The sequence below is a fragment of the Citrobacter sp. C5_2 genome (assembly GCF_014596845.2).
Lineage (GTDB): Bacteria > Pseudomonadota > Gammaproteobacteria > Enterobacterales > Enterobacteriaceae > Citrobacter > Citrobacter werkmanii.
Window position 1 is genome coordinate 39,132 of record NZ_CP115032.1, and the last position, 19,922, is coordinate 59,053.

General features: G+C 52.5%; 20 protein-coding genes. 12 read left to right on the forward strand and 8 right to left on the reverse strand.

Annotated features, from left to right (window positions below; all coding sequences use genetic code 11):
• Positions 1 to 55: 55 nt before the first annotated feature.
• The gene (locus ICA20_RS00190) at positions 56 to 1,573 is read right to left on the reverse strand and encodes an altronate dehydratase family protein (RefSeq protein ID WP_038635644.1); all 1,518 of its coding nucleotides are present in this window, start codon (positions 1,571 to 1,573) and stop codon (positions 56 to 58) included.
• Between the two features lie 21 nt (positions 1,574 to 1,594).
• On the reverse strand, positions 1,595 to 2,494 hold the full coding sequence (locus ICA20_RS00195) for a dihydrodipicolinate synthase family protein (protein ID WP_038635641.1): 900 nt from the start codon (positions 2,492 to 2,494) through the stop codon (positions 1,595 to 1,597).
• A 245-nt stretch (positions 2,495 to 2,739) separates the two neighbouring features.
• Here ICA20_RS00195 and ICA20_RS00200 point away from each other — a divergent pair, with 245 nt between their 5' ends.
• The 3 genes from ICA20_RS00200 to nepI all read left to right on the forward strand — a co-directional run bounded on the left by ICA20_RS00200 (position 2,740) and on the right by nepI (position 5,331).
• Positions 2,740 to 3,495, forward strand: coding sequence for an IclR family transcriptional regulator (locus tag ICA20_RS00200; RefSeq protein ID WP_038635638.1), 756 nt, complete (start codon positions 2,740 to 2,742; stop codon positions 3,493 to 3,495).
• Between the two features lie 19 nt (positions 3,496 to 3,514).
• Positions 3,515 to 3,967: a DUF1198 family protein gene (locus tag ICA20_RS00205; protein ID WP_038635635.1), complete on the forward strand. Its 453-nt coding sequence runs from the start codon at positions 3,515 to 3,517 to the stop codon at positions 3,965 to 3,967.
• A gap of 170 nt (positions 3,968 to 4,137) precedes the next feature.
• A complete protein-coding gene (gene nepI, locus ICA20_RS00210) occupies positions 4,138 to 5,331 on the forward strand; it encodes a purine ribonucleoside efflux pump NepI (protein ID WP_038635632.1) in 1,194 nt (397 codons plus the stop codon).
• A 97-nt stretch (positions 5,332 to 5,428) separates the two neighbouring features.
• On the opposite strand, the gene ICA20_RS00215 is transcribed toward nepI, so the two are convergent.
• The 5 genes from ICA20_RS00215 to ICA20_RS00235 all read right to left on the reverse strand — a co-directional run bounded on the left by ICA20_RS00215 (position 5,429) and on the right by ICA20_RS00235 (position 10,391).
• A complete protein-coding gene (locus ICA20_RS00215; protein ID WP_038635629.1) occupies positions 5,429 to 6,808 on the reverse strand; it encodes a carbohydrate porin in 1,380 nt (459 codons plus the stop codon).
• Between the two features lie 206 nt (positions 6,809 to 7,014).
• Positions 7,015 to 7,317, reverse strand: a complete 303-nt coding sequence (locus tag ICA20_RS00220; RefSeq protein WP_008786514.1) for a PTS lactose/cellobiose transporter subunit IIA — start codon at positions 7,315 to 7,317, stop codon at positions 7,015 to 7,017.
• A gap of 12 nt (positions 7,318 to 7,329) precedes the next feature.
• Complete coding sequence (locus tag ICA20_RS00225; RefSeq protein ID WP_038635623.1) at positions 7,330 to 8,712, reverse strand: glycoside hydrolase family 1 protein; 1,383 nt, start codon at positions 8,710 to 8,712, stop codon at positions 7,330 to 7,332.
• 20 nt (positions 8,713 to 8,732) lie between these two features.
• Positions 8,733 to 10,064, reverse strand: coding sequence for a PTS sugar transporter subunit IIC (locus tag ICA20_RS00230; RefSeq protein WP_038635618.1), 1,332 nt, complete (start codon positions 10,062 to 10,064; stop codon positions 8,733 to 8,735).
• Positions 10,065 to 10,076: 12 nt separating this feature from the next.
• Entirely contained in the window at positions 10,077 to 10,391 is a 315-nt protein-coding gene (locus ICA20_RS00235; RefSeq protein ID WP_038635614.1) for a PTS sugar transporter subunit IIB, read from the reverse strand.
• A 291-nt stretch (positions 10,392 to 10,682) separates the two neighbouring features.
• Here ICA20_RS00235 and ICA20_RS00240 point away from each other — a divergent pair, with 291 nt between their 5' ends.
• On the forward strand, positions 10,683 to 11,630 hold the full coding sequence (locus ICA20_RS00240; protein WP_038635610.1) for a LacI family DNA-binding transcriptional regulator: 948 nt from the start codon (positions 10,683 to 10,685) through the stop codon (positions 11,628 to 11,630).
• 36 nt (positions 11,631 to 11,666) lie between these two features.
• Here the strand turns inward: ICA20_RS00240 and ICA20_RS00245 are convergent, their stop codons facing one another.
• On the reverse strand, positions 11,667 to 11,960 hold the full coding sequence (locus ICA20_RS00245) for a YicS family protein (RefSeq protein WP_038635608.1): 294 nt from the start codon (positions 11,958 to 11,960) through the stop codon (positions 11,667 to 11,669).
• Positions 11,961 to 12,089: 129 nt separating this feature from the next.
• Here ICA20_RS00245 and ICA20_RS00250 point away from each other — a divergent pair, with 129 nt between their 5' ends.
• From ICA20_RS00250 to ICA20_RS00285, 8 genes are all read left to right on the forward strand, one after another.
• Entirely contained in the window at positions 12,090 to 12,506 is a 417-nt protein-coding gene (locus ICA20_RS00250) for a GNAT family N-acetyltransferase (RefSeq protein ID WP_038635605.1), read from the forward strand.
• A gap of 90 nt (positions 12,507 to 12,596) precedes the next feature.
• A complete protein-coding gene (dagR, locus tag ICA20_RS00255) occupies positions 12,597 to 15,395 on the forward strand; it encodes a transcriptional regulator DagR (RefSeq protein WP_038635603.1) in 2,799 nt (932 codons plus the stop codon).
• A gap of 120 nt (positions 15,396 to 15,515) precedes the next feature.
• Positions 15,516 to 15,941, forward strand: a complete 426-nt coding sequence (locus tag ICA20_RS00260; RefSeq protein WP_038635600.1) for a PTS sugar transporter subunit IIA — start codon at positions 15,516 to 15,518, stop codon at positions 15,939 to 15,941.
• Positions 15,942 to 15,953: 12 nt separating this feature from the next.
• Entirely contained in the window at positions 15,954 to 16,439 is a 486-nt protein-coding gene (locus tag ICA20_RS00265) for a PTS system mannose/fructose/N-acetylgalactosamine-transporter subunit IIB (protein WP_038635597.1), read from the forward strand.
• 25 nt (positions 16,440 to 16,464) lie between these two features.
• Positions 16,465 to 17,214, forward strand: a complete 750-nt coding sequence (locus ICA20_RS00270; RefSeq protein ID WP_003023960.1) for a PTS sugar transporter subunit IIC — start codon at positions 16,465 to 16,467, stop codon at positions 17,212 to 17,214.
• A complete protein-coding gene (locus tag ICA20_RS00275) occupies positions 17,211 to 18,071 on the forward strand; it encodes a PTS system mannose/fructose/sorbose family transporter subunit IID (protein ID WP_005121522.1) in 861 nt (286 codons plus the stop codon). The genes ICA20_RS00270 and ICA20_RS00275 overlap by 4 nt, the downstream gene beginning before the upstream one ends.
• 3 nt (positions 18,072 to 18,074) lie before the next feature.
• The gene (gene dgaE / locus ICA20_RS00280; protein WP_038635594.1) at positions 18,075 to 19,184 is read left to right on the forward strand and encodes a D-glucosaminate-6-phosphate ammonia lyase; all 1,110 of its coding nucleotides are present in this window, start codon (positions 18,075 to 18,077) and stop codon (positions 19,182 to 19,184) included.
• Complete coding sequence (locus ICA20_RS00285) at positions 19,171 to 19,914, forward strand: 2-dehydro-3-deoxy-phosphogluconate aldolase (RefSeq protein ID WP_038635590.1); 744 nt, start codon at positions 19,171 to 19,173, stop codon at positions 19,912 to 19,914. Before dgaE ends, ICA20_RS00285 begins: the two co-directional genes overlap by 14 nt.
• The last annotated feature ends 8 nt before the right edge of the window (positions 19,915 to 19,922 follow it).

The window sequence follows — 19,922 nt, forward strand, 5'->3', positions numbered from 1 at the left end:
CTTGCCATACTCATAATGAGTATGGCGGTACGAGGTATTATTATCTTGTGGAGTGTTACATTATGGAGCCAACAGTCCAGGGGACGAATTCTTGACTGCCATAGCCAAATTCCTCACTCTTCGTTTTTTTACCTGATGCCATCTCAAGGATCATCTGGTAGATAAGTTCACCGACTTCTGCAATGGATTCTTCCCCCTCGACAATGGTTCCGCAATTAATATCCATATCCTCCTGTTGGCGTTGCCAAAGCGCATTATTGGTAGCCAGCTTCAGGCTTGGGGTTGGCTTGGAACCAAAGGCAGAACCTCGGCCTGTGGTGAAACACAGAAGATTTGCTCCTCCGGCGATTTGCCCCGTGACAGCAATAGGGTCATATCCAGGGGTATCCATAAAGACAAAACCTTTCGCGGTTACCGGTTCAGCATACTCATACACTTCTGTCAGATTGGTTGTACCCGCTTTCGCAATACCACCAAGTGATTTTTCCAGAATTGTCGTCAGTCCGCCGACTTTGTTACCCGCCGAGGGGTTGTTGTTCATTTCGCTTCCGGTGCGGCGACAATACTCTTCCCACCAGTGAATACGGGCAATGAGCTTTTCACCTATCTCGCGAGAAACGGCGCGGCGGGTAAGAAGATGTTCTGCACCATAAATTTCGGAGGTTTCAGATAAAATCGCTGTTCCGCCTTGTTGCACCAGTTTATCTACCGCATAGCCCAGAGCTGGATTGGCTGAGATCCCGGAATAGCTGTCGGAACCGCCACATTCGAGCGCGAGTATGATTTCTGATGCAGGGATAGGTTGACGTGTTACCTGGTTAGCAACGGGCAACATTTGGTTAACCAGGGAAATTCCTTTCTCAATGGCGTGACGTGTACCGCCCACATCCTGAATGGTATAACTGTGCATCATTGGGCCATCGGCTAGTCCATGGGCATTCATCATGTCTTGAATTTGACTGGATTCGCATCCCAGTCCAACGATGATTACTCCGGCAAAGTTGGCATGGGTGGCATAACCGGCCATCGTACGTCTCATGACGTCCATTGATTCACTTTTAGAGCCAATAGCACAGCCAAAACTTTGTGGTAATGACACCACGCCATCAACATTCGGGTAATCTGCAAGACCCTGCAGACGGAAGTGATCCTCAATAGCTCTTACGACCGTGGCACTACAGTTTACGGAGCTTAAAATACCGATGTAATTACGTGTAGCTGCACGGCCATCGGCGCGGCGGATACCCATAAAGGTATCCTGTTGAGGGGCTGGAGAGGGTGAATGGCAATCTTCACCCCAGGCATAGTCGCGTTCAAAGTCACCCATTCCCAAATTATGCATGTGGATGTGTTCGCCAGGCTTAATGGGCTGAGTTGCGAAGCCAATAATTTGCCCATAACGTCTGACCGCATCGCCAACCTTCAGTGCATGCAGGGCGATTTTATGCCCTGCGGGAATATCACTGAGTACAGTAATGTGCTCTTCTTCAAGCCGGGTGCCTGCGGGGACAGCCTGCCTTGCGATAACCACATCATCTTTGGGATTCAATTTTAATACAGGGTTGATGTTCATTATCTTTGCTCTCATGCTGGTTTATACCGTAATACGGGATAAAATATTTTTAACCTGTTCTCTTTTTTCTTCATTTAACGGTAATGCTGGCGGGACAACTGCAGTTGATATATCCACGCCACTTAATTTAATGGCGGTCTTGATAACGGCAAAGAAAGGTTGTTCTAAGGCATATAAAGGTGATAATCCGGCAAGTTGTTGTTGAAGTGCTTTGGCGGTAGCGAGATCGTTCTGCTGAATCGCCTGATAAATTCCGCGTGTAATATGAGGCGCAAAGTTAAATGTTGCCGGAATGCCGCCATGTCCACCGAGTAATAATGTATCAAGTAAATATTCGTCATAGCCGCTAAAAATGATAAAATCTGGGCGGAAACTATGAACCTGATTGATAACTTCCCTGGTGTGGCTAATGTTATCAATTGTATCTTTAATGCCAACGATATTTGGTACTTCGCGGGCAAGGCGAGTGATGACATTTATACCAATATCCTGGCCAGTTAGTTCTGGAAAATTATATAAGAAGACGGGAATGCTTAGCGCTTCAGCAATTCGTTTGTAATGCGTAAAGCGGGCCTCATCGCTGAGTTTTGCATAATAAGGATTGACTACCAGTACTCCTTTTGCGCCCGCGTTTTCAGCATGCCTTCCAAGTTGGATAGTTTCCGCTGTGCTGGCGCAGGCGATACCAATAAGAACAGGAACTCTACCGGCAACATGCTGCAGGCTAAACTCTGCAATTTGCTTTCTTTGTTCGGACGAGAAATGGGAAAATTCGCCGCCACTGCCCAGAATGAGCATTCCGTCGGCACCATTGCTAATCACATGGTCAATCATTACTGCCATTCCAGCGCGATCCAATTCCCCGCTTTCGTCAACGATAGTCGGTACTGGCGGGAAGATGCCCTTAAAAATGTTCAACATTGCCACTCCTTTAGTTCTATATATGGAACTCATGTTCTGTATATTGAAGTTAGTACAGCAAATATCCAAATCGTTCGTCAACGTTTTTTGCAGAACAAATGAACAACTGTGAGATGGATCGGGTTTGTGGGTATAAAATTTAGGTAATAGAGCCCAGTTTGCGTATGTGCAAAAAAGCCGCATTCCTGAGAAAAGTGATTGCGGTATACTGTGCAGAGTCTATGAATAAAAAAGATTAATAGCGCATGAACCAAGACATTACGACCTCTGTTCCCGCATTGGATAAGACAGTAAAAATCTGTAATTATCTTTTTAACTCCCCAGGAGCGACCTTCAGTCAGATTCAGCAGGATCTGGCATTACCAAAAAGCAGCACGTCTTCCCTGCTAAATGCACTGGTTGCGCATCATCTTTTGCGCCTGGAAAAGGGACGTTTCTTTTTGGGCTTGAAGCTGTACGAATGGGGAAATCGTTCGTTGGAACAATTTGATATTCGTAATGCGGCACTTCCTGTTTTGGAAAAACTGCGTCAGCAAACGGACCTGACCTGTCACTTAGGTATATTGGATGAAGTCGCGCCAATTTATCTTATGAAGCTGGAGAATACCCAGCCGATTGGCATTCGGACCTGGGTCGGTAAAAAATTACCGATGCACAGCTCCGGTGTGGGCAAAGCGCTTTGTGCCTGGCTGCCGCAAGATAAAATTGATGAGCTGTTGCCTGATGAAGTGTTGCCACGGTATACCGAAACCACCATTACCAGCAAAAAAGCATTAATGAAGGAATTTGCCAGAATCCGCGAGCAAGGCTGGGTCTTTGATAACGCCGAAGACTCCCCTGGCATCTATTGCATTGCCGCACCGGTTTTTAACCGTAATAAAGACGTGATTGCGGCAATAAGTATCAGCGGCGTTGAACTACAAATGCCAAAAAATTGTATTCCACAATATTCGCAGTGGGTGCGCGAAGCCTGTCAGTCACTCTCGGAAAAATTAGTTTAAGCGGGCGGTATCGTTATTAATGATTTGGATAATGCTGGCCACGTTGGTGGTTGTTTTTGTAGTGGGTTTCCGGGTGCTGACGTCCGGATCACGACGGGCCATTCGCCGTCTGAGTGAGCGACTGAGTATTGATGTAGTACCAGTAGAATCGATGATTGACCAGATGGGAAAAGTACAGGGGGAGGCGTTTTTACAGTACCTGCACCGCCCTGATGAATCGCATCTGCAAAATGCCGCCCAGGTATTGTTAATCTGGCAAATCGTCATTGTTGACGGCAGCGAGCAGAACCTGCTGCAGTGGCACCGCTTGTTGCAAAAATCTCGACTGGCCGCTCCGATCACCGACGCGCAGGTGCGTCTGGCGCTCGGGTTTCTACGTGAAATGGAGCCGGATATGCAGGAGCTTAACGCGTTCCAGATGCGCTATAACGCCTTTTTCCAACCTGAAGATGGCGTGCACTGGCTGCACTGATAGTGATGCCTGATGGCGCTACGCTTATCAGGCCGACAAAAGAGCTCAGCCGTAGGCCGGATAAGGCGACGCCGCCATCCGGCGGTGAGAGTTGTCAAAACGTTAAATACGTCACATTTTTAATGTTACAATGCGTAACTTTTCTACAATAACCCCACGCAGGTAACAAAATGAGTGACGCTGTTGAACAAAAATCCCGCGCTGAGGTAAATACCCGGCCAAACTGGTCGGCGGTATTCGCCGTGGCGTTCTGTGTTGCCTGCCTGATAACCGTTGAGTTTCTGCCCGTTAGCCTGCTGACGCCAATGGCGCAGGATCTGGGCATTTCGGAAGGCGTTGCCGGACAATCAGTGACCGTGACGGCGTTTGTCGCCATGTTCGCCAGCCTGTTTGTGACGCAAATTATCCAGGCGACCGATCGTCGCTATGTGGTGATCCTGTTTTCGGTTCTGCTGACGCTTTCCTGCCTGCTGGTTTCATTTACTAACTCTTTTACGCTCCTGCTGATCGGTCGTGCCTGTCTGGGGCTGGCGCTCGGCGGGTTCTGGGCGATGTCAGCGTCGCTGACCATGCGTCTGGTTCCCGCGCGTACGGTACCGAAAGCGCTGTCGGTGATATTTGGCGCGGTGTCCATCGCGCTGGTGATTGCCGCGCCGTTGGGGAGCTTTTTGGGCGGCATCATCGGCTGGCGCAACGTGTTTAACGCGGCGGCGGTAATGGGCGTGCTGTGCACCATCTGGGTGGTGAGAGCGCTGCCTTCGCTGCCGGGCGAACCTGCGCATCACAAGCAAAATATGTTCAGCCTGCTGCAGCGCCCCGGAGTAATGGCCGGGATGATTGCCATCTTCATGTCCTTCGCCGGGCAGTTCGCCTTCTTTACCTATATTCGCCCTGTCTATATGAATCTGGCGGGCTTTGATGTTGATGGCCTGACGCTGGTGCTGTTGAGTTTTGGTATCGCCAGCTTTGTCGGGACGTCGTTCTCTTCGGTGATTCTGAAGCGCTCGGTCAAACTGGCCCTGGCCGGTGCGCCATTGGTGCTGGCGCTCAGCGCGCTGGTCCTGATTCTGTGGGGTAGCGATAAAGTGGTGGCCGCGGGCATTGCGATAATCTGGGGGCTGGCGTTTGCGCTGGTACCGGTTGGTTGGTCGACGTGGATCACCCGCTCGCTTGCCGATCAGGCAGAAAAAGCTGGATCCGTCCAGGTCGCCGTGATCCAGCTTGCCAATACCTGCGGGGCTGCGGTGGGAGGCTATGCGCTCGATAACCTCGGACTGCTGTCGCCCCTGATGCTCTCGGGCAGCCTGATGCTGCTGACAGCGCTTCTGGTGGCAGCGAAAGTTCGCATAAAAAATATGCAATAATCTCAGCCGGATGGCGCTGCGCTTATCCGGCCTACAGGCTCTAACCGTAGGCCGAATAAGGCGTTAACGCCGCATCCGGCAATTCACGACTCACTAATCAGAACCACGCTTCCCACATTGCGCCAAGGTTGAAGTCGTCCAGCGTTTCGTCTGACGTACCGTTGACGCGCGCAGTACGGTCGTTGTCCACCTTGCCGCCGGTGACGTAGAAGCGCAGCATCGGGCGGAACTCCGGTCCCATCGCAATTGACATGTTCTGCGACAAGGTCAGCTTCCAGCCGTGGTTATCCCCGCCGTTGTCGTAATCAACACGCTGATAGCCCGCTTCCAGCCAGGTGGAATGAACATCGTTCCAGAAGTACATTGGACGCACAATCGCGCCGTAGTTCTTACGGTTATCGCTCTTATCGGCGCTGTTGTCGTAATCATGGAACGCTAACAGATATTCTACCTGCGCCTGACGGGTAAACTTATGGCTTCCCTCGAAGCTGGCATAAACCGTGGTCAGATCGTCAGTTTTGTTATAGACGCTGTTGTCGGAATTATCAGAATAACGGGCAATCACTTTGTTCACGCCGCTGTCGTTGGTGTGGCTCAGCACGAATGCGCCCTGCCAGGCTTTCAGGCGGTCATCGCTCTCGACGGCTTTAGAGTCAAAACCGTAGTTGGCGTAGATCTCCAGATCCAGCGGGCCGACCTTCATGTTGTGAATTTTCGACGTCACGGCGTAGTTGCCCTTATCGCCGGTGCCGGAACCGCCGGTACAGGTAATGCGTGACGGGTTGGCTTCGTCCTCCATCACTTCCGGGCTGCACGATTCAACCGCGGCGACGGTCGCGACGTCAAACTGTACGCCGCCGATGTCGAAGTTCTTCACCCCGGCACCCTGGCCGTCGTGGTTCATCCAGAAGTAGTCGTTGATCCCCTGTTGTGGACGCTGGTGGAAATCGCGACCTGCCCAGATATAGGCGTTAGGATTGGATTCCAGCACGTTGGTTACGCCCGCATAGGCTTTTTTGAGGTTAACTTCATCGCCCCAATGGTCGATCATCACGTTGATGTCCCAGATTGCGCCGTTGTCGCTTTTGAACGCTTTGGAGAGCTGGAACTCGCCGCCATTGCCTTCGTTGCCGAGACGACCAATGGCGGATGCGCCGTTGTAGGACCCATCGACGCCAACGTATTTCTGATCGCCACTCTGGAAGTGCGCGCCGTAACGCGCATAGCCGCTGAATTTCACACCGAACGGAATAGCCATATCCGGTGATTGCGCCGCGCTTTGCGGTTCGTTAATGACATCGGTTTTTTTCGCGACGGCGGCGTCCATTTTTGCCTGGCGTTCAGCCAGTGCTTTATCGACAGCTTTGGCGACGATGGCGTCGATTTGTTCCTGCGTAAATTCCTGTGCGGAGGCAAAACCTGGGCACAGCGCGGCCACGACCGCCAGAGTGACTGGAAGCTTATTTATCATATTCATGGTTATCTCATCGACACTTTACCCTTCAGATTGCGCGCAGGCTTCTGAATAAGCGTGTGTATTCATTTATTTTAAGATAATAACCATCCCGTCTCGGTTGAATGTGCTATCACCAAAACAAGTTGATTTGTCTGTTTTATTTATGGGTACAGAACTATGTTATTTAATCGTAATGTTTTCTCCGTTGTTGAATGGTTAATTAACAATTAACGCTGATACAGATGAATAATTTCTTCCGACAGTTCGCGGGCTAATAGCGATGTCATTAAGTGGTCCTGCGCATGCACCATAATTAATGTCATAGGTTGCCGGGCTTCCCCGGCATCCTGTTCAATCAATTTGGTTTGCATGTGATGAGCCTGACGCGCATAGCCGTCAGCCTCACGAAGCAGGCTTTTCGCCTCATCAATATTCCCGGCGCGTGCCGCATGCAGCGCTTCGAAGCATAGGCTACGGGACTGCCCGGCATTGACGATAATTTCCATTACTGCTTCTTCTAATGCAATCATGATCTTTTATTCTCAGTCGAAACCATTGTTTTCGGCGGTATGGGCAAACCATTTGCCGCTCTTTTTTACCGTACGTTTTTGCGTAGCTAAATCTAACTGAACAAAACCGTAACGGTTTTTATAGCCATTGAGCCATGACCAATTATCAATAAAGGTCCACATATGGTAGCCAAGACAATTACAGCCTTCGCTTATGCCTTTATGTAGCCATTTAAGATGTTCAGATACAAACTCAATACGATAGCTATCGTTTATTTGATCTTGCTGAATAAATCGTTGCTCATTTTCAACGCCCATACCGTTTTCTGAAATAAAACAGCGCGGATTACCGTAATTATCACGAAGGTTGGTAATAATATCGTAAATACCCGGCTCATAGATTTCCCAGCCGCGGTAAGGGTTCATTTTACGTCCCGGCATTTCGTAATAATCAAACAGCCACTCCGGCATAAACGGCGCGTTCGGATTGACTGCCGTATCACGGCATTTCACACGACGTGGCTGATAATAGTTAATCCCCAGCAGGTCGATTTTGCCGTCGGCGATCAACTGCGCATCGCCTGGCTGGCAGGCCGGAAGCTGATCGTACTCTTTCAGCAATGCCACCAGATCCGCCGGATATTCCCCTTTCAGTACCGGGTCGAGGAAGCTGCGATTAAACAGCAGATCCGCATGGTGCGCGGCTTTCACATCTGCCGGATGCTGCGATCGCGGATACGAAGGCGTTAAATTCAGCACTACGCCAATTTCACCGTCATGGTTTGCATCACGATACGCCCGCACCGCCGTCGCATGCGCCAGCACGGTATGGTACGCCACAGTGGCGGCACGTTTGAAATCCACCACGTTAGGATAATGGAAGTCATACAGATAGCCGCCTTCAACCGGCACAATCGGCTCGTTAAAGGTGAACCAGTGCTTAACGCGGTTGCCGAACAATTTGAAACACGTCTGCGCGTAGCGGCCAAATGCCTCGACCACTTCACGGCTTTCCCAGCCGCCTTTCTCCTGCATCACCATCGGCATGTCGAAGTGGAACAGGGTGATAAATGGCGTGATGCCTTGCGCCAACAGCTCGTCGATGACGTTGTTATAGAAATCGACAGCTTCAGGATTAACCTCACCCGTACCGTCCGGGATCAGGCGCGACCAGCTCAAAGATGTTCGGAAGCTGTTGTGCTTCAACTGCTTGAGCAGCGCGATGTCCTGCTGCCAGTGCTGATAAAAGGTTGAGGTATTCGCCGGGCCAACCCCCTGATGAAAACGGCCTGGCTGACGTTCGAACCACACATCCCAAGTGGTCTGGCTTTTGCCGCCGTTCAGGCTATCCCCTTCGGTTTGCAGCGCCGAGCAGGCACTGCCCCACCAAAAGTTTTCAGGAAAACGGTATCTCATTGTTCTGACTCCTTGATTCATTATGAGTTGCTACGGGCAGCGTTCGCCACGGAGACGGTATCCTGGGCTTTTTGCTCTTCGGTTTTGATCAAAGAACGCTCGTAAGCACGCAGGAAAGGCAGGTACATCAGCGCCGACATCGCCATACAAATAAAGCACATCACCACCGGGCTTAATGCCCAGTTCGCGGCCCAGGATGCGCCAATTGGCGCTGGGGTAGTCCACGGCGTCAGCGAAACCACCTGTGCCAACCAGCCGAGTTTGGTGGCGGTATAAGCCAACACGGCGTTGACCATCGGGACGCAGACGAACGGGATGAACAGTATCGGGTTCATGATGATTGGCGCACCGAACAGAATAGGCTCATTGATGTTAAAGAAACTAGGCACAATTCCCATTTTTCCGATGGTACGCAGGTGCGCGACGCGGCTGCGCAGCAGTAAAAACGCCAGCGGTAATGTTGAGCCGACGCCGCCAATCAGCAGGTAGTGATCCCAAAAGCCTTGCAGATAGACGTGAGGCAATGCCGCACCTGCCGCCAGCGCGGCCTGGTTGGCTGAAAGGTTGGCCATCCAGAATGGGTTCATGATGCCGGTGACAATCAATGCGCCGTGAATCCCGGCAAACCAGAAAATCTGGCACAGCAGCACGGAAAGTAAAATGGCGGGCAGGGAGTCAGAGGCGGAAACCAGCGGTTCCAGCAAATGCATAATGGCCTGTGGAATGATCATTCCGGTTTGCGCTTCGATAAACAGGTTCAGCGGATGCAGTGTCGCGATCACGACCAGAACCGGGATCAGAATTTCAAATGAACGGGCGACGCCGGTCGGCACTTCCTTCGGCAAACGAATCGTCACGTTGTTCTGCTTGAGCCAGGCGTAAACGCGGGTGGAGTAAATCGCGGTGATGAGCGCAGTAAAAATCCCTTGTCCGGAGAGATACTGCGTCGAGATTTTCCCGTCGGCATAGGGCGCGGCAACCAGCAAAAACGCCATAAATGCCAGCAGACCAGACATTATAGGGTCGAGATTAAACTGGCGGCCAAGGCTGGCCCCAATGCCAACGGAGATGAAGAACGTCATAACACCCATGCTGAGGTTAAACGGCAGCATTAACTGTTCACGGTACGTGGCGGAAAAGTCGAGCCAGCCGCGGGCAAAACTGTTGGTGGTTTCAGCGGAAAACGGCGGAAAGATAAACACCAACATGAAGGAGCCGATGATCATAAACGGCAGCGCCGCCGTAAAACCGTCACGAATGGCAATCACATACTTTTGCTGGCCTAATTTTCCGGCGAGCGGGGTAATGGATTGTTCAATGACGGCAACCATTGACTGATATAACGAACTCATAATGACACCCTTCTAGTGTGCCGCTTCAATTAGCGACAGAGCATAATCCAGCACTTTGTCACCGCGTTGCATACCGTAATCCATCATATCTATGGCTTTTACGGGTATACCCTGGGTGGCAGCCTTTTCTGAGAGCGTGTTAAGCATGTATTTCACCTGGGGCCCGAGCAGCACCACCTGGTAATTTGGAAACTGCGTGTCAAATTCGGCAACTCCGTACGCCTCAATCTGCACAGCCAGCCCACGTGTTTCCGCCTCTTCAACCATTTTTCTAACCAGCAAGCTGGTGGACATCCCTGCAGAGCAGCACAACATAATCCTGACCATAATGAACCATCCTTTAAGTGTAAAAACTTATTGCGAGTCTGATTTGATATCATACGGAAAACGGTTTCCATTCATGGAAAATAGAATTGTGATGACCATCAAGATCTTATTCTTATGAGGCTAATTATTTCGATCTGGCTCACGAAATTAGCTGTTTAAGTCTCTTTTTGAGTCAAAATGGAAAATCGGTTTCCATGAAAAACGGAAACAGCTATACTGCGGATGGCGATTATTTGAGCCAATGTTAAATTCAGGATTAAAGGGCCGGGCGGGTCCTGTCAGGGGAGAATGATGTCTACTATCAACGATGTATCGCGTCTGGCTGGCGTTTCTAAGGCCACGGTGTCACGCGTGTTGAGCGGATCGCGTGGCGTAAAAGAGGCCAGCCGCCTCGCCGTGTTAAAAGCCGTGGATGAACTCAATTATCGTCCGAACGTGATTGCGCAGTCGCTGCTCAGCCAGTCTACGGGCTGTATTGGCGTGATATGCGCGCAGGACAACATCAATCAGACCACGGGCTATCTCTACGCGCTGGAAAAGCATCTTAGTCAGCACCAAAAACATCTGTTGTTACGGTTTGCCAATACCAAAGCGGAAGTGATGAGCGCCCTTGATGAGCTAAGCTGCGGTTTGTGCGATGACGTCCTGATTATCGGCGCGCGTTTCCCGCTAAATATCAACCAGGAGAACGTCATTCTGGTGGATTGCCTGGACTCCGGCGATGACGTCAACAGCATTCAGTTCGATCACGAGTTCGCCACCGAAACCGCCTGTAACTACCTGATAAGCCAGAACCGTCGGCAAATTGCACTCATCCACCCGTACGGCATGGGCTTCTCCGAGCAGGTGCTGTTGGGCTATAAGCACGCGCTGGAAAAAAACTTCCTGCCGTTTAACCGTAACCTGGTGTTTATGGCCGCAACGTCATCGTCGGTGGCTTTGCAGGAGTTGTTGAATAACGCGTCCACGCTCAATTTTAATGCGCTGTTGGTAGCGGATGAGCAGCAGGCTCAGCGGGTGATCCCGCAACTGCAGGCGTTTAATAAATCCGTGCCGGAAGACATTATGGTCTTTAGTCTGGCCGGGTCATTGCACTTGCCGGGTATCCCGACAATTCCGGCCATTGAATATTCAATGGACGCCATGGCGGCTCGAATAGTCAGTTGGCTGAACGAGAAAACCCAGAGTGTGCTGGGTTCGTATGTGCTGCGCGGTGACTTGATTATTCCTCAGCGTTAACGCTATCTCAGTGGCGTAAAGCTCCCCGCTTTACGCCTATAAATCCGGGCATTCCACTTTGCCAAGCGCTTCCCAGTAGTTGTTCTGGTTATTTCTTTGTATTGCCAGAATGGCTTCGCGGATGTGCTGCTGATTACGCGTATCAGCCATAATCGTTTTTTCCCATACCTCATCCGATGGCGACCCTTGCGGGGTGCAAATCTTACGTAAGTCCTTCATAACGGTGTTTTTTTCGTGTACTGCCTGCAGTCCGCCATACGCCGAGTCGGCTTGTACCAGTGCGGGTAGCGTGAAAAGGACGGCAATAATCGGAAAAATGACTCGTTTCATGATAATAATCCTTGTTGTCTATGCGCATCATCTCAAGAGTAAGTGTAGACGGCATACGACTCACTCATCAGCCTGTGTTAATGCCTAAAACTAAATCAGCCAGACGTTGTAGTTTTTCAGGAGGATAGGATGCAAATACAGATTACCGATACGGTTACCGAAGACGATCAAAACGCGCTGCTGGCCGGATTGCGTGCGTACAATCGCCAGTTTCTCAGAACCACCAATTTTGGCGACCTGGCGGTGTACTGGCGCGATGAGCACAATGAAATTCTGGGCGGGTTGATCGGCAAAATTAAAGGCGAATGGCTATGCATTGAGTTTTTATGGATGCATGATTCGCTGCGTAAAGGCGGTTACGGCACAAAATTGATGCAGGCGGCGGAACAAACCGCGCGTGAGAGAGGGTGTCTGCATGCGCTGGTGGATACGATGAGTTTCCAGGCGCTGCCGTTTTATCAGAAAAACGGCTATCAGTTGCAAATGACCCTCGATAACTTCCCGGAAACCGGTGCCGCGCGCCATTATTTGTCGAAAACGTTTTGATGACCGGAAGGTCTGGATGCCGCCTCACTTTCTTGCGCAGCAGAATAGTGTATGTTCTGAACAATCATTTATTTCTTAAGCGGTAAAGAGATGAGACGGATTGAGATAATACTGGGAGAGCTGGAACGGCTGACGCGAGGACTGAATCTTGCCCAACTGGCGCAGGAAACGGCGTTCACCGCGGAGGCCATCGGCTTTAATCTTGGGCTGGCGCGTAACTCGGTCAGTAAAGATCTCAATCAACTCTGGAATGACGGTCTGGCGATTAAAAGTCGCGGACGTCCGGTATTCTTTCTGCATCGTCAGGCGATTGAAACGCTGCTGGGACGCAAACTGGATGAGTCCGAGCGCGAAGTGCAAACCGTTGCCGATCTGTTGCCTGTTCAGGAAGCCCAGGCGACAGACGATCCCTTTTTCGGCCTGATTGGTTACGATCGCAGCCTGCGCGATGCGGTGGAAAAAGGCCGCGCGGCGGTGCTTTATCCCCACGGGCTGCATGTTCTGCTGACCGGTCCTTCCGGCGTGGGCAAAACCTTTTTCGCCGAACTGATGCACCGTTTTGCCTGCGAACGCGCGACGGGAACACCGCCACCGCTGGTCTATTTTAACTGCGCGGAATACGCCCATAACCCGGAGCTGCTCTCTTCACATTTATTTGGCCATCGACAGGGGGCCTTTACCGGCGCAAACGAGAATAAACCGGGGCTGGTCGAGCAGGCTGACGGCGGCTATCTGCTGCTCGATGAAGTGCATCGTCTGCCGTATGAAGGTCAGGAAAAACTGTTCTCAATTCTCGACAAAGGCGAATACCGACCGCTGGGTTCCAGCGCCGTGGCGCGCTCAATTTCGGTCCGTCTGATTTGTGCGACCACCGAACCGGTCAGCTCGGCGCTGCTGCGCACCTTCCAGCGACGTATTCAGGTGTGCATCGATTTACCCGGCATCCGCCAGCGCTCGGTGGAAGAGCAGGTTGAACTTATCGTCGGCTTTTTACAGCGTGAGAGCCGTAAAATCGAACGCACGATAAGCATCGACCGTACCCTGCTGCTCTGGCTGCTGAATAAGCCGCTGGAAGGCAATATTGGTCAGCTCAAGAGCGACATTCAGTTTCTCTGCGCCCAGGCCTGGGCCTCGGGGATGATGGAACACAGCGATACGCTACAGCTGGATAAACGTCTGGCAGAAATGCCGTTTAACGCCACGCCGGAACAACGCCTGCTGGTGGGAGCGCTGTTTGAAGGCAAAGAGCACCTAAGCATCGACGCCCGTACGCTGCCCGCACTGAAAAATTCGCTGGCGACCGGAGCCGAAATTGAAGAGAGCGATCTCTTTTACAGCTTCCTGACCCGGGAATATATCAACCTGCGTAACAGCAACGTACCGCCAGCCGAAACCCTGGCGATACTTAAAAACAAACTCAGCTCGATTTTTGAATACGGCCTCTACAGCCGCGACAGCGTGGCGCATCCCCCGCGCTATGGCGATCAGATAGAAGAACGCGTGACGCTGCTGATCGGCTGCGTTGAGCAAGTGCTTGGTTTCACGCTGCCGGAGAATCTGGTTAACCCGCTGCGCAAGCACTTTCTGGCGCTGATTGGCTACGTGCAGCGCGGGCTTATTCCCCAGCTTTATTCTTCCAGCCTGATCCTCGATCGCTGTAAAGATGAATACGAAAACGCCACGCTGTTATGCCGAAAAATCAACGAACTGCTGCATATTCAGTGCCCGGCGACGGAGGTGGTCTGGCTGTGTCTGTTCCTCAAAGAGTGTCGGCATTACCGCCAACGAATTGACGCCAGCCCGGACTGCGGGGTGATTTTGATTGCCCATGGCGCGACGACCGCCACCAGCCAGGCGCAGTATGTGAATCGCGTGCTGGAGCGCGAGCTGTTCAGCGCTATCGATATGCCTTTCGAGCAGTCGGTGCATGATACGCTGGAAGCCCTGACGCAGATGATCCAGGCCCGGCAATATCGCCGACTGATCCTGATGGTGGATATTGGCTCATTGGTCCATTTTGGCAGCACGATCAGCAAATTATTCCAGATAGACGTTCTGTTGATGCCAAATATTACGCTCACCAGCTTGTTGGAGGTAGGACTGGATTTAAGCTACGAAACCAGTGAGTTACCGCAGCTGGCGGCATTAATGCAGAGCAAAAATATTCCCTGTCAGCTCTGTACGCCGCAGCAGGAAAACTGCGGTAAAGTGCTGGTCATCTCCTGTATTACCGGTATGGGTACGGCGGAAAAAATCAAAAAGGTGCTGGAAGAGAGCTTCGGCGAGCTGATGTCGCAGGACACGCGGATGGTGATACTCGATTACAACGAAGTCCGCAGCCTGGAGCGCGTTCAGCAGGCGATTAACGCCAGCGAGCGTCTGGCGGGGATCGTCGGCACTTTCCAGCCGGGACTGCCGGACATTCCGTTTATCTCGCTCGAGGAGTTGTTCTCTGAGCAGGGACCCGAACTGGTGCTCAGCCTGCTGACGCCGGATCTCTCCAGCAGTGAGCGTCGTCTGGAGATGGAGCGCAGCGCAATGCGTTTCATCAGCGCATTGACCATGGAAAGCATCATTAACCACATTTCGGTGCTTAACCCGCAGCGCATTCTGAAAGAGATGGAAGGTGTGCTGAATCATCTGACCACCGCGCTTTCGCTAAAACCGAGCCGCCAGGTGACACTGCGCTTCCTGATCCACTGCTGCTGTATGGTTGAGCGTATCGTGATTAACCGCAAACCGTTACAGATGGCGTTAGAGAACAAGCCGGATCTTGATATCCGCGCGTTTAGTGTCATTAAATCGGCTTTCCTGCCGATCGAAGAGGCCTATGCCATTCGCTTATCGGACGCGGAATATTTTTATATCTACGAACTGCTGTATAGCTAATCTCTTGTCTGGCGGGGCTTTGCGCCCCGCCAGCATCCACTACTCCCCCGCGTGACACAAATTCTGGCACAGCCTTTGCTCTGTTTACCTATGTCTATGTAATCGAGCCAGGAGGCCATTTTGACTACCACTGAATCCTTGCCCCAGATCCTGCTGCTGACCCATGGCGGCTGGGGGCAACAGCTTTGCAACAGCCTGCGCATGGTGATGGGCGAAATCAAAGGCGTGACCGAAATTGCGTTGATGCCCGTTGATACGCTCGGGGAGTTTTATCAGCGCGTCGAAGTCGTGGTGAAAGCGATGCCGGAAGGCTCACTGATCCTGACCGATTTTATTGGCGGCACCACTTCTAATGTTGCGGCGCGGCTGAGCGCCGATTACCCGGTGGCAGTCATTTCCGGGCTGAATGCCTCTTTGTTACTGGAGGCGCTGGACAAACGCGAGCACGGTCAACTGACCGCCTGTGTGGCCGAACTGGTCGAGGCCGGGCGGAGCAGCTGCCTGGACGTTGTTGCTCACGTACGTCAATTACAACAATCACAATAAGGATTAAACATCATGGCAAACATCGTTTTATGTCGTATCGATAGCCGTCTGATTCATGGCCAGGTTGTGACTAAGTGGGTTGGACAATCTCAGGCAAACCGGATTGCGGTGGTTAGCGATGAGCTGGACGCCGACCCATTTATGAAAAATATCTACCTGATGGCAGCGCCGCCAAATATCAAAGTGGATTGCTTCGGTAACCAGAGTTTTGCCGCCGCATGGAAAGAAAATCAGCTTGGTGACGGCAAGGTCCTGGTGCTGTTCCCCTCTCTAGCGGCGGTCCTGGAGGCGGTCCAGTTGGGTTTTGATGTCTCCACCATTCAGGTCGGTGGGCTGGGCGGTGGGCCAAACCGCAAAGCGGTATTCCAGAACATCACGCTGGATGAAAAAGACGTCGGCATTCTGAGCGACCTGAAAAATCGTGGGATTCAGGTGTTCTTCCAGACTATCCCGGAAGATAAGCCGCAGTCGCTGGACGATATCCTGAAAAAATTCTAATTCTTTGATAACAGGGTACTTAACTATGGATACTTTAGTCTTTGCAAGCCTGATGGGGTTGTATTACTGGTTTGCCCGATTACGCCTTGGCTACACCTTTTCCGCCATGCTGCTACAGCCGGTGGTGATTGCCGTATTCGTTGGCCTGCTGTTAGGCAACATGGAAACGGCGATGATCATCGGCGCAGGTATGCAACTGGTTTACCTCGGCGTGACCTCTACGCCGGGCGGCAACGTCCCGTCGGATCCGGCGCTGGCTGCCTGTATTTCAATTCCTATCGCCGTGAAGGCCGGAATGGACCCGAACCTGGCCATCGCACTGGCGATCCCGTTTGGCGTTATCGGTGTGTTCCTCGACCAGTTGCGTCGTACGTTAAACGCCGCGTGGGTACATATGGCCGACAAGCACGCGGAAACGGCCAACATGGCGGGGATTATGCGCTGTGCGTTCCTCTACCCGGCGTTACTCGGGCTGGTGCTGCGTTTCCCGGTGGTCTTTGCCGCTAACTATTTTGGTCAGGACGTGGTGGAAAGCTTCCTGAAGCTGATGCCGCACTGGCTCACACACTCCTTTGAAATTATGGGCGGCATTCTGCCGGCGCTGGGCTTTGCCATCACCATTATGGTGATCGGTAAAAAGAGCCTGCTGCCGTGGTTTATCGGCGGATTCTTTGCAGTGCTGTACCTGAAGGTGGACATCATGGCGATGGCAATCTTTGGTACCTGCGTGGCCTTCCTGATTAAAGGTCTGGCGAAAAATGAAGGAGCAGCATGATGAGCAGCGATGTAATGCAGCATGAACTGGTGGAGCGTGCACGTGAAAGCGGTACGCTGACCAAAGCAGATATCACCAAAGCCTGGTTTATCTACTGGCTGGGTGCGGAAGTTTCCAGCTCCTATGAGCGTTTGCAAAGCCTGATTTTCTGCGCCTCGATGACACCGATCATCAAAAAACTATACCCGCAAAAAGAGGAGCAGGTGGAAGCGCTGAAACGCCATCTGAACTTCTTCAACTCGGAGCAAACGTTCGGGGCGGTGATTCAGGGGATTTCCATTGCGATGGAGGAGCAGAAAACGCGCGGCGAGCCGATTAGCGACGCTTCGATCACCGGGATTAAAACTGGCTTAATGGGACCACTGGCCGGGATGGGCGACTCCATTATCTGGGCCGCCGTTATGCCGCTGTTAATCGCTATTTTCATCCCGTTCGCCGCCAATGGCAGCGCAATGGGCGGAATTGTACCGTTAATTCTCTATCCTGCTATTACGCTGGCAATCAGCTACGGCATGGTCCACAAAGGTTATACGCTGGGGCGTGACTCGATTATCGGTCTGCTGCAGGGAGGGCGAATTAAGGAGCTTATCTACGGTGCTAACGTGCTGGGTCTGATCATGATGGGCGCGCTTTCTGCGAGTTACGTCAAGATCACCACCCCGCTCAAACTCAGCGCCCTGAAAGGCTCTGAAGTGGTGGTTCAGCAAATTCTCGACTCTATTGCCCCCGGCTTGTTGCCGCTGGCGGCGGTGTTCGCCATTTACTTTTATCTGGTGAAGAAAGGGCCACGTTACACCACGATCCTGCTGTCAATTGTGGCGCTCAGCGTGGTTTGTTCGCTGTTGGGAGTGTTGTAAGCCATGACACAGAATATTTATCAACAACTGGGGCTAAAACAGGTCATTAACGCCTGCGGCAAGATGACGATTCTGGGTGTTTCCAGCGTAGCGCCGGAGGTAATGCAGGCCACCGCGCGGGCGGCCTCATCCTTTGTTGAAATCGATCGGCTGGTGGACCGCACCGGCGAGCTGGTTTCCCGCTATACCGGCGCGGAGGACAGCTATATCACCTCTTGTGCGTCGGCGGGTATTGCTATCTCTGTCGCCGCAGCTATTACCCGCGGCGACCCGGCGCGAGTCTCGCTAATGCCTGATAGCACAGGTATGGCGAATGAAGTGGTCATGCTGCGCGGGCATAACGTTGACTACGGGGCGCCAATCACCAGCGCTATTCGCCTGGGCGGTGGTCGCGTGGTGGAAGCCGGCTCAAGTAATCTTGCGGCCCGCTGGCAGTTGGAGAGCGCGATTACCGATAACACCGCCGCGCTGTTGTACGTGAAATCGCACCATTGCGTGCAGAAGGGCATGTTGAGCATTGCGGATTTTGTGCAGGTCGCGCAGGTTCACAATCTGCCGCTGATTGTTGATGCCGCCGCCGAGGAGGATTTACACGCCTGGGTGGCGAGCGGGGCGGATATGGTGGTCTACAGCGGGGCAAAAGCCTTTAACGCGCCGACCTCCGGGTTTATCACCGGTAAGAAACAGTGGATTGCCGCGTGTAAAGCGCAGCACCACGGGATTGCCCGGGCGATGAAAATCGGCAAAGAGAATATGGTCGGACTGGTGTATGCCCTGGAAAACTATCATCAGGGGCAGGTCGTGGTGACTGCTGAGGAACTCCAGCCCGTGGCACAGGCGATATCAGCGATTCCCGGACTGGACGCCGATATCGAGCAGGACGAAGCCGGACGCGCCATCTGGCGGATTCGGATCCGCGTGAACGCGCAGACGCTGGGGCAGGATGCTTATGCTGTCGAAGCGCAACTTCGCGGGGGCGATATCGCGATTTACGCTCGTCGTTACAACCTTCATCAGGGCGTTTTTAGTCTTGACCCGCGTACGGTCGCAGAAGGGGAAATGGCGTTGATCGTAGCGCGATTAAAGGAGATTGCAGACCATGCAGCACATTAATTTTTATCGGAATAAAGTGGCCATTAACGTGCTGGCGAAGGATATCGCCAATGCCCGGGAAATCTATGATGCCGCTGAAGGCCATGCGGTGATCGGCGTGCTTTCCGCGCAGTTTACTTCAGTTGATGAGGGCGTTCGGGAAGTTAAACGCTGGATGACGGAGGTGCCGTCGATCTCCGTCGGATTGGGGGCTGGCGACCCGGCACAGTATTACAAAGCGGCGATGATAGCCTCAGCGGTTCATCCGGCGCACGTCAACCAGACCTTTACCGGCTGCGGGTTTGCGGCAGGGGCGCTGGCGGCCACGGGCGGCGAACAAACCCATATCAATGCGCTGGTCAGCCCGACGGGCACACCGGGGGAAGTGCTGATCTCGACGGGCGTTTGCAGTAGCCAGGGCACGCCTGCCCGCGTTTCCTGTGATGCAGCGGTACGGATGATGTTGGATTCAGGGGCGCACGCGGCGAAGTTTTTCCCCATGGGGGGAGAGCGGTCGCTGCCTGAGTTGTATGCGCTGGCGACGACCGCTGCGTGCAACGGCATGACGCTGATTGAACCGACGGGCGGGATCGATCTCGATAACTTCGGCATTATCCTGAAAACCTGTCTGGAGGCGGGAGTGCCCCGCGTGATGCCGCATGTTTACAGCTCGATTATCGATCCACAAACGGGTAATACCCGGCCTGAAGATGTCGCCAGGTTAATGGAGATAGTGAAAGAGATGGTGTGACGTTGTTA

Excerpts from the sequence above, each read along its gene's own strand:
- ICA20_RS00235 (WP_038635614.1), bottom strand. The coding sequence starts at position 10,391 with ATGGTCAGGATTATGTTGTGCTGCTCTGCAGGGATGTCCACCAGCTTG.
- ICA20_RS00215 (WP_038635629.1), bottom strand. The coding sequence starts at position 6,808 with ATGAATATGATAAATAAGCTTCCAGTCACTCTGGCGGTCGTGGCCGCG.
- ICA20_RS00270 (WP_003023960.1), top strand. The coding sequence starts at position 16,465 with ATGGATACTTTAGTCTTTGCAAGCCTGATGGGGTTGTATTACTGGTTT.
- nepI (WP_038635632.1), top strand. The coding sequence starts at position 4,138 with ATGAGTGACGCTGTTGAACAAAAATCCCGCGCTGAGGTAAATACCCGG.
- ICA20_RS00265 (WP_038635597.1), top strand. The coding sequence starts at position 15,954 with ATGGCAAACATCGTTTTATGTCGTATCGATAGCCGTCTGATTCATGGC.
- dgaE (WP_038635594.1), top strand. The coding sequence starts at position 18,075 with ATGACACAGAATATTTATCAACAACTGGGGCTAAAACAGGTCATTAAC.
- ICA20_RS00220 (WP_008786514.1), bottom strand. The coding sequence starts at position 7,317 with ATGATTGCATTAGAAGAAGCAGTAATGGAAATTATCGTCAATGCCGGG.
- ICA20_RS00195 (WP_038635641.1), bottom strand. The coding sequence starts at position 2,494 with ATGTTGAACATTTTTAAGGGCATCTTCCCGCCAGTACCGACTATCGTT.
- ICA20_RS00240 (WP_038635610.1), top strand. The coding sequence starts at position 10,683 with ATGTCTACTATCAACGATGTATCGCGTCTGGCTGGCGTTTCTAAGGCC.
- ICA20_RS00200 (WP_038635638.1), top strand. The coding sequence starts at position 2,740 with ATGAACCAAGACATTACGACCTCTGTTCCCGCATTGGATAAGACAGTA.
- ICA20_RS00250 (WP_038635605.1), top strand. The coding sequence starts at position 12,090 with ATGCAAATACAGATTACCGATACGGTTACCGAAGACGATCAAAACGCG.
- ICA20_RS00230 (WP_038635618.1), bottom strand. The coding sequence starts at position 10,064 with ATGAGTTCGTTATATCAGTCAATGGTTGCCGTCATTGAACAATCCATT.
- ICA20_RS00245 (WP_038635608.1), bottom strand. The coding sequence starts at position 11,960 with ATGAAACGAGTCATTTTTCCGATTATTGCCGTCCTTTTCACGCTACCC.
- dagR (WP_038635603.1), top strand. The coding sequence starts at position 12,597 with ATGAGACGGATTGAGATAATACTGGGAGAGCTGGAACGGCTGACGCGA.
- ICA20_RS00275 (WP_005121522.1), top strand. The coding sequence starts at position 17,211 with ATGATGAGCAGCGATGTAATGCAGCATGAACTGGTGGAGCGTGCACGT.
- ICA20_RS00285 (WP_038635590.1), top strand. The coding sequence starts at position 19,171 with ATGCAGCACATTAATTTTTATCGGAATAAAGTGGCCATTAACGTGCTG.
- ICA20_RS00225 (WP_038635623.1), bottom strand. The coding sequence starts at position 8,712 with ATGAGATACCGTTTTCCTGAAAACTTTTGGTGGGGCAGTGCCTGCTCG.
- ICA20_RS00205 (WP_038635635.1), top strand. The coding sequence starts at position 3,515 with ATGATTTGGATAATGCTGGCCACGTTGGTGGTTGTTTTTGTAGTGGGT.
- ICA20_RS00190 (WP_038635644.1), bottom strand. The coding sequence starts at position 1,573 with ATGAACATCAACCCTGTATTAAAATTGAATCCCAAAGATGATGTGGTT.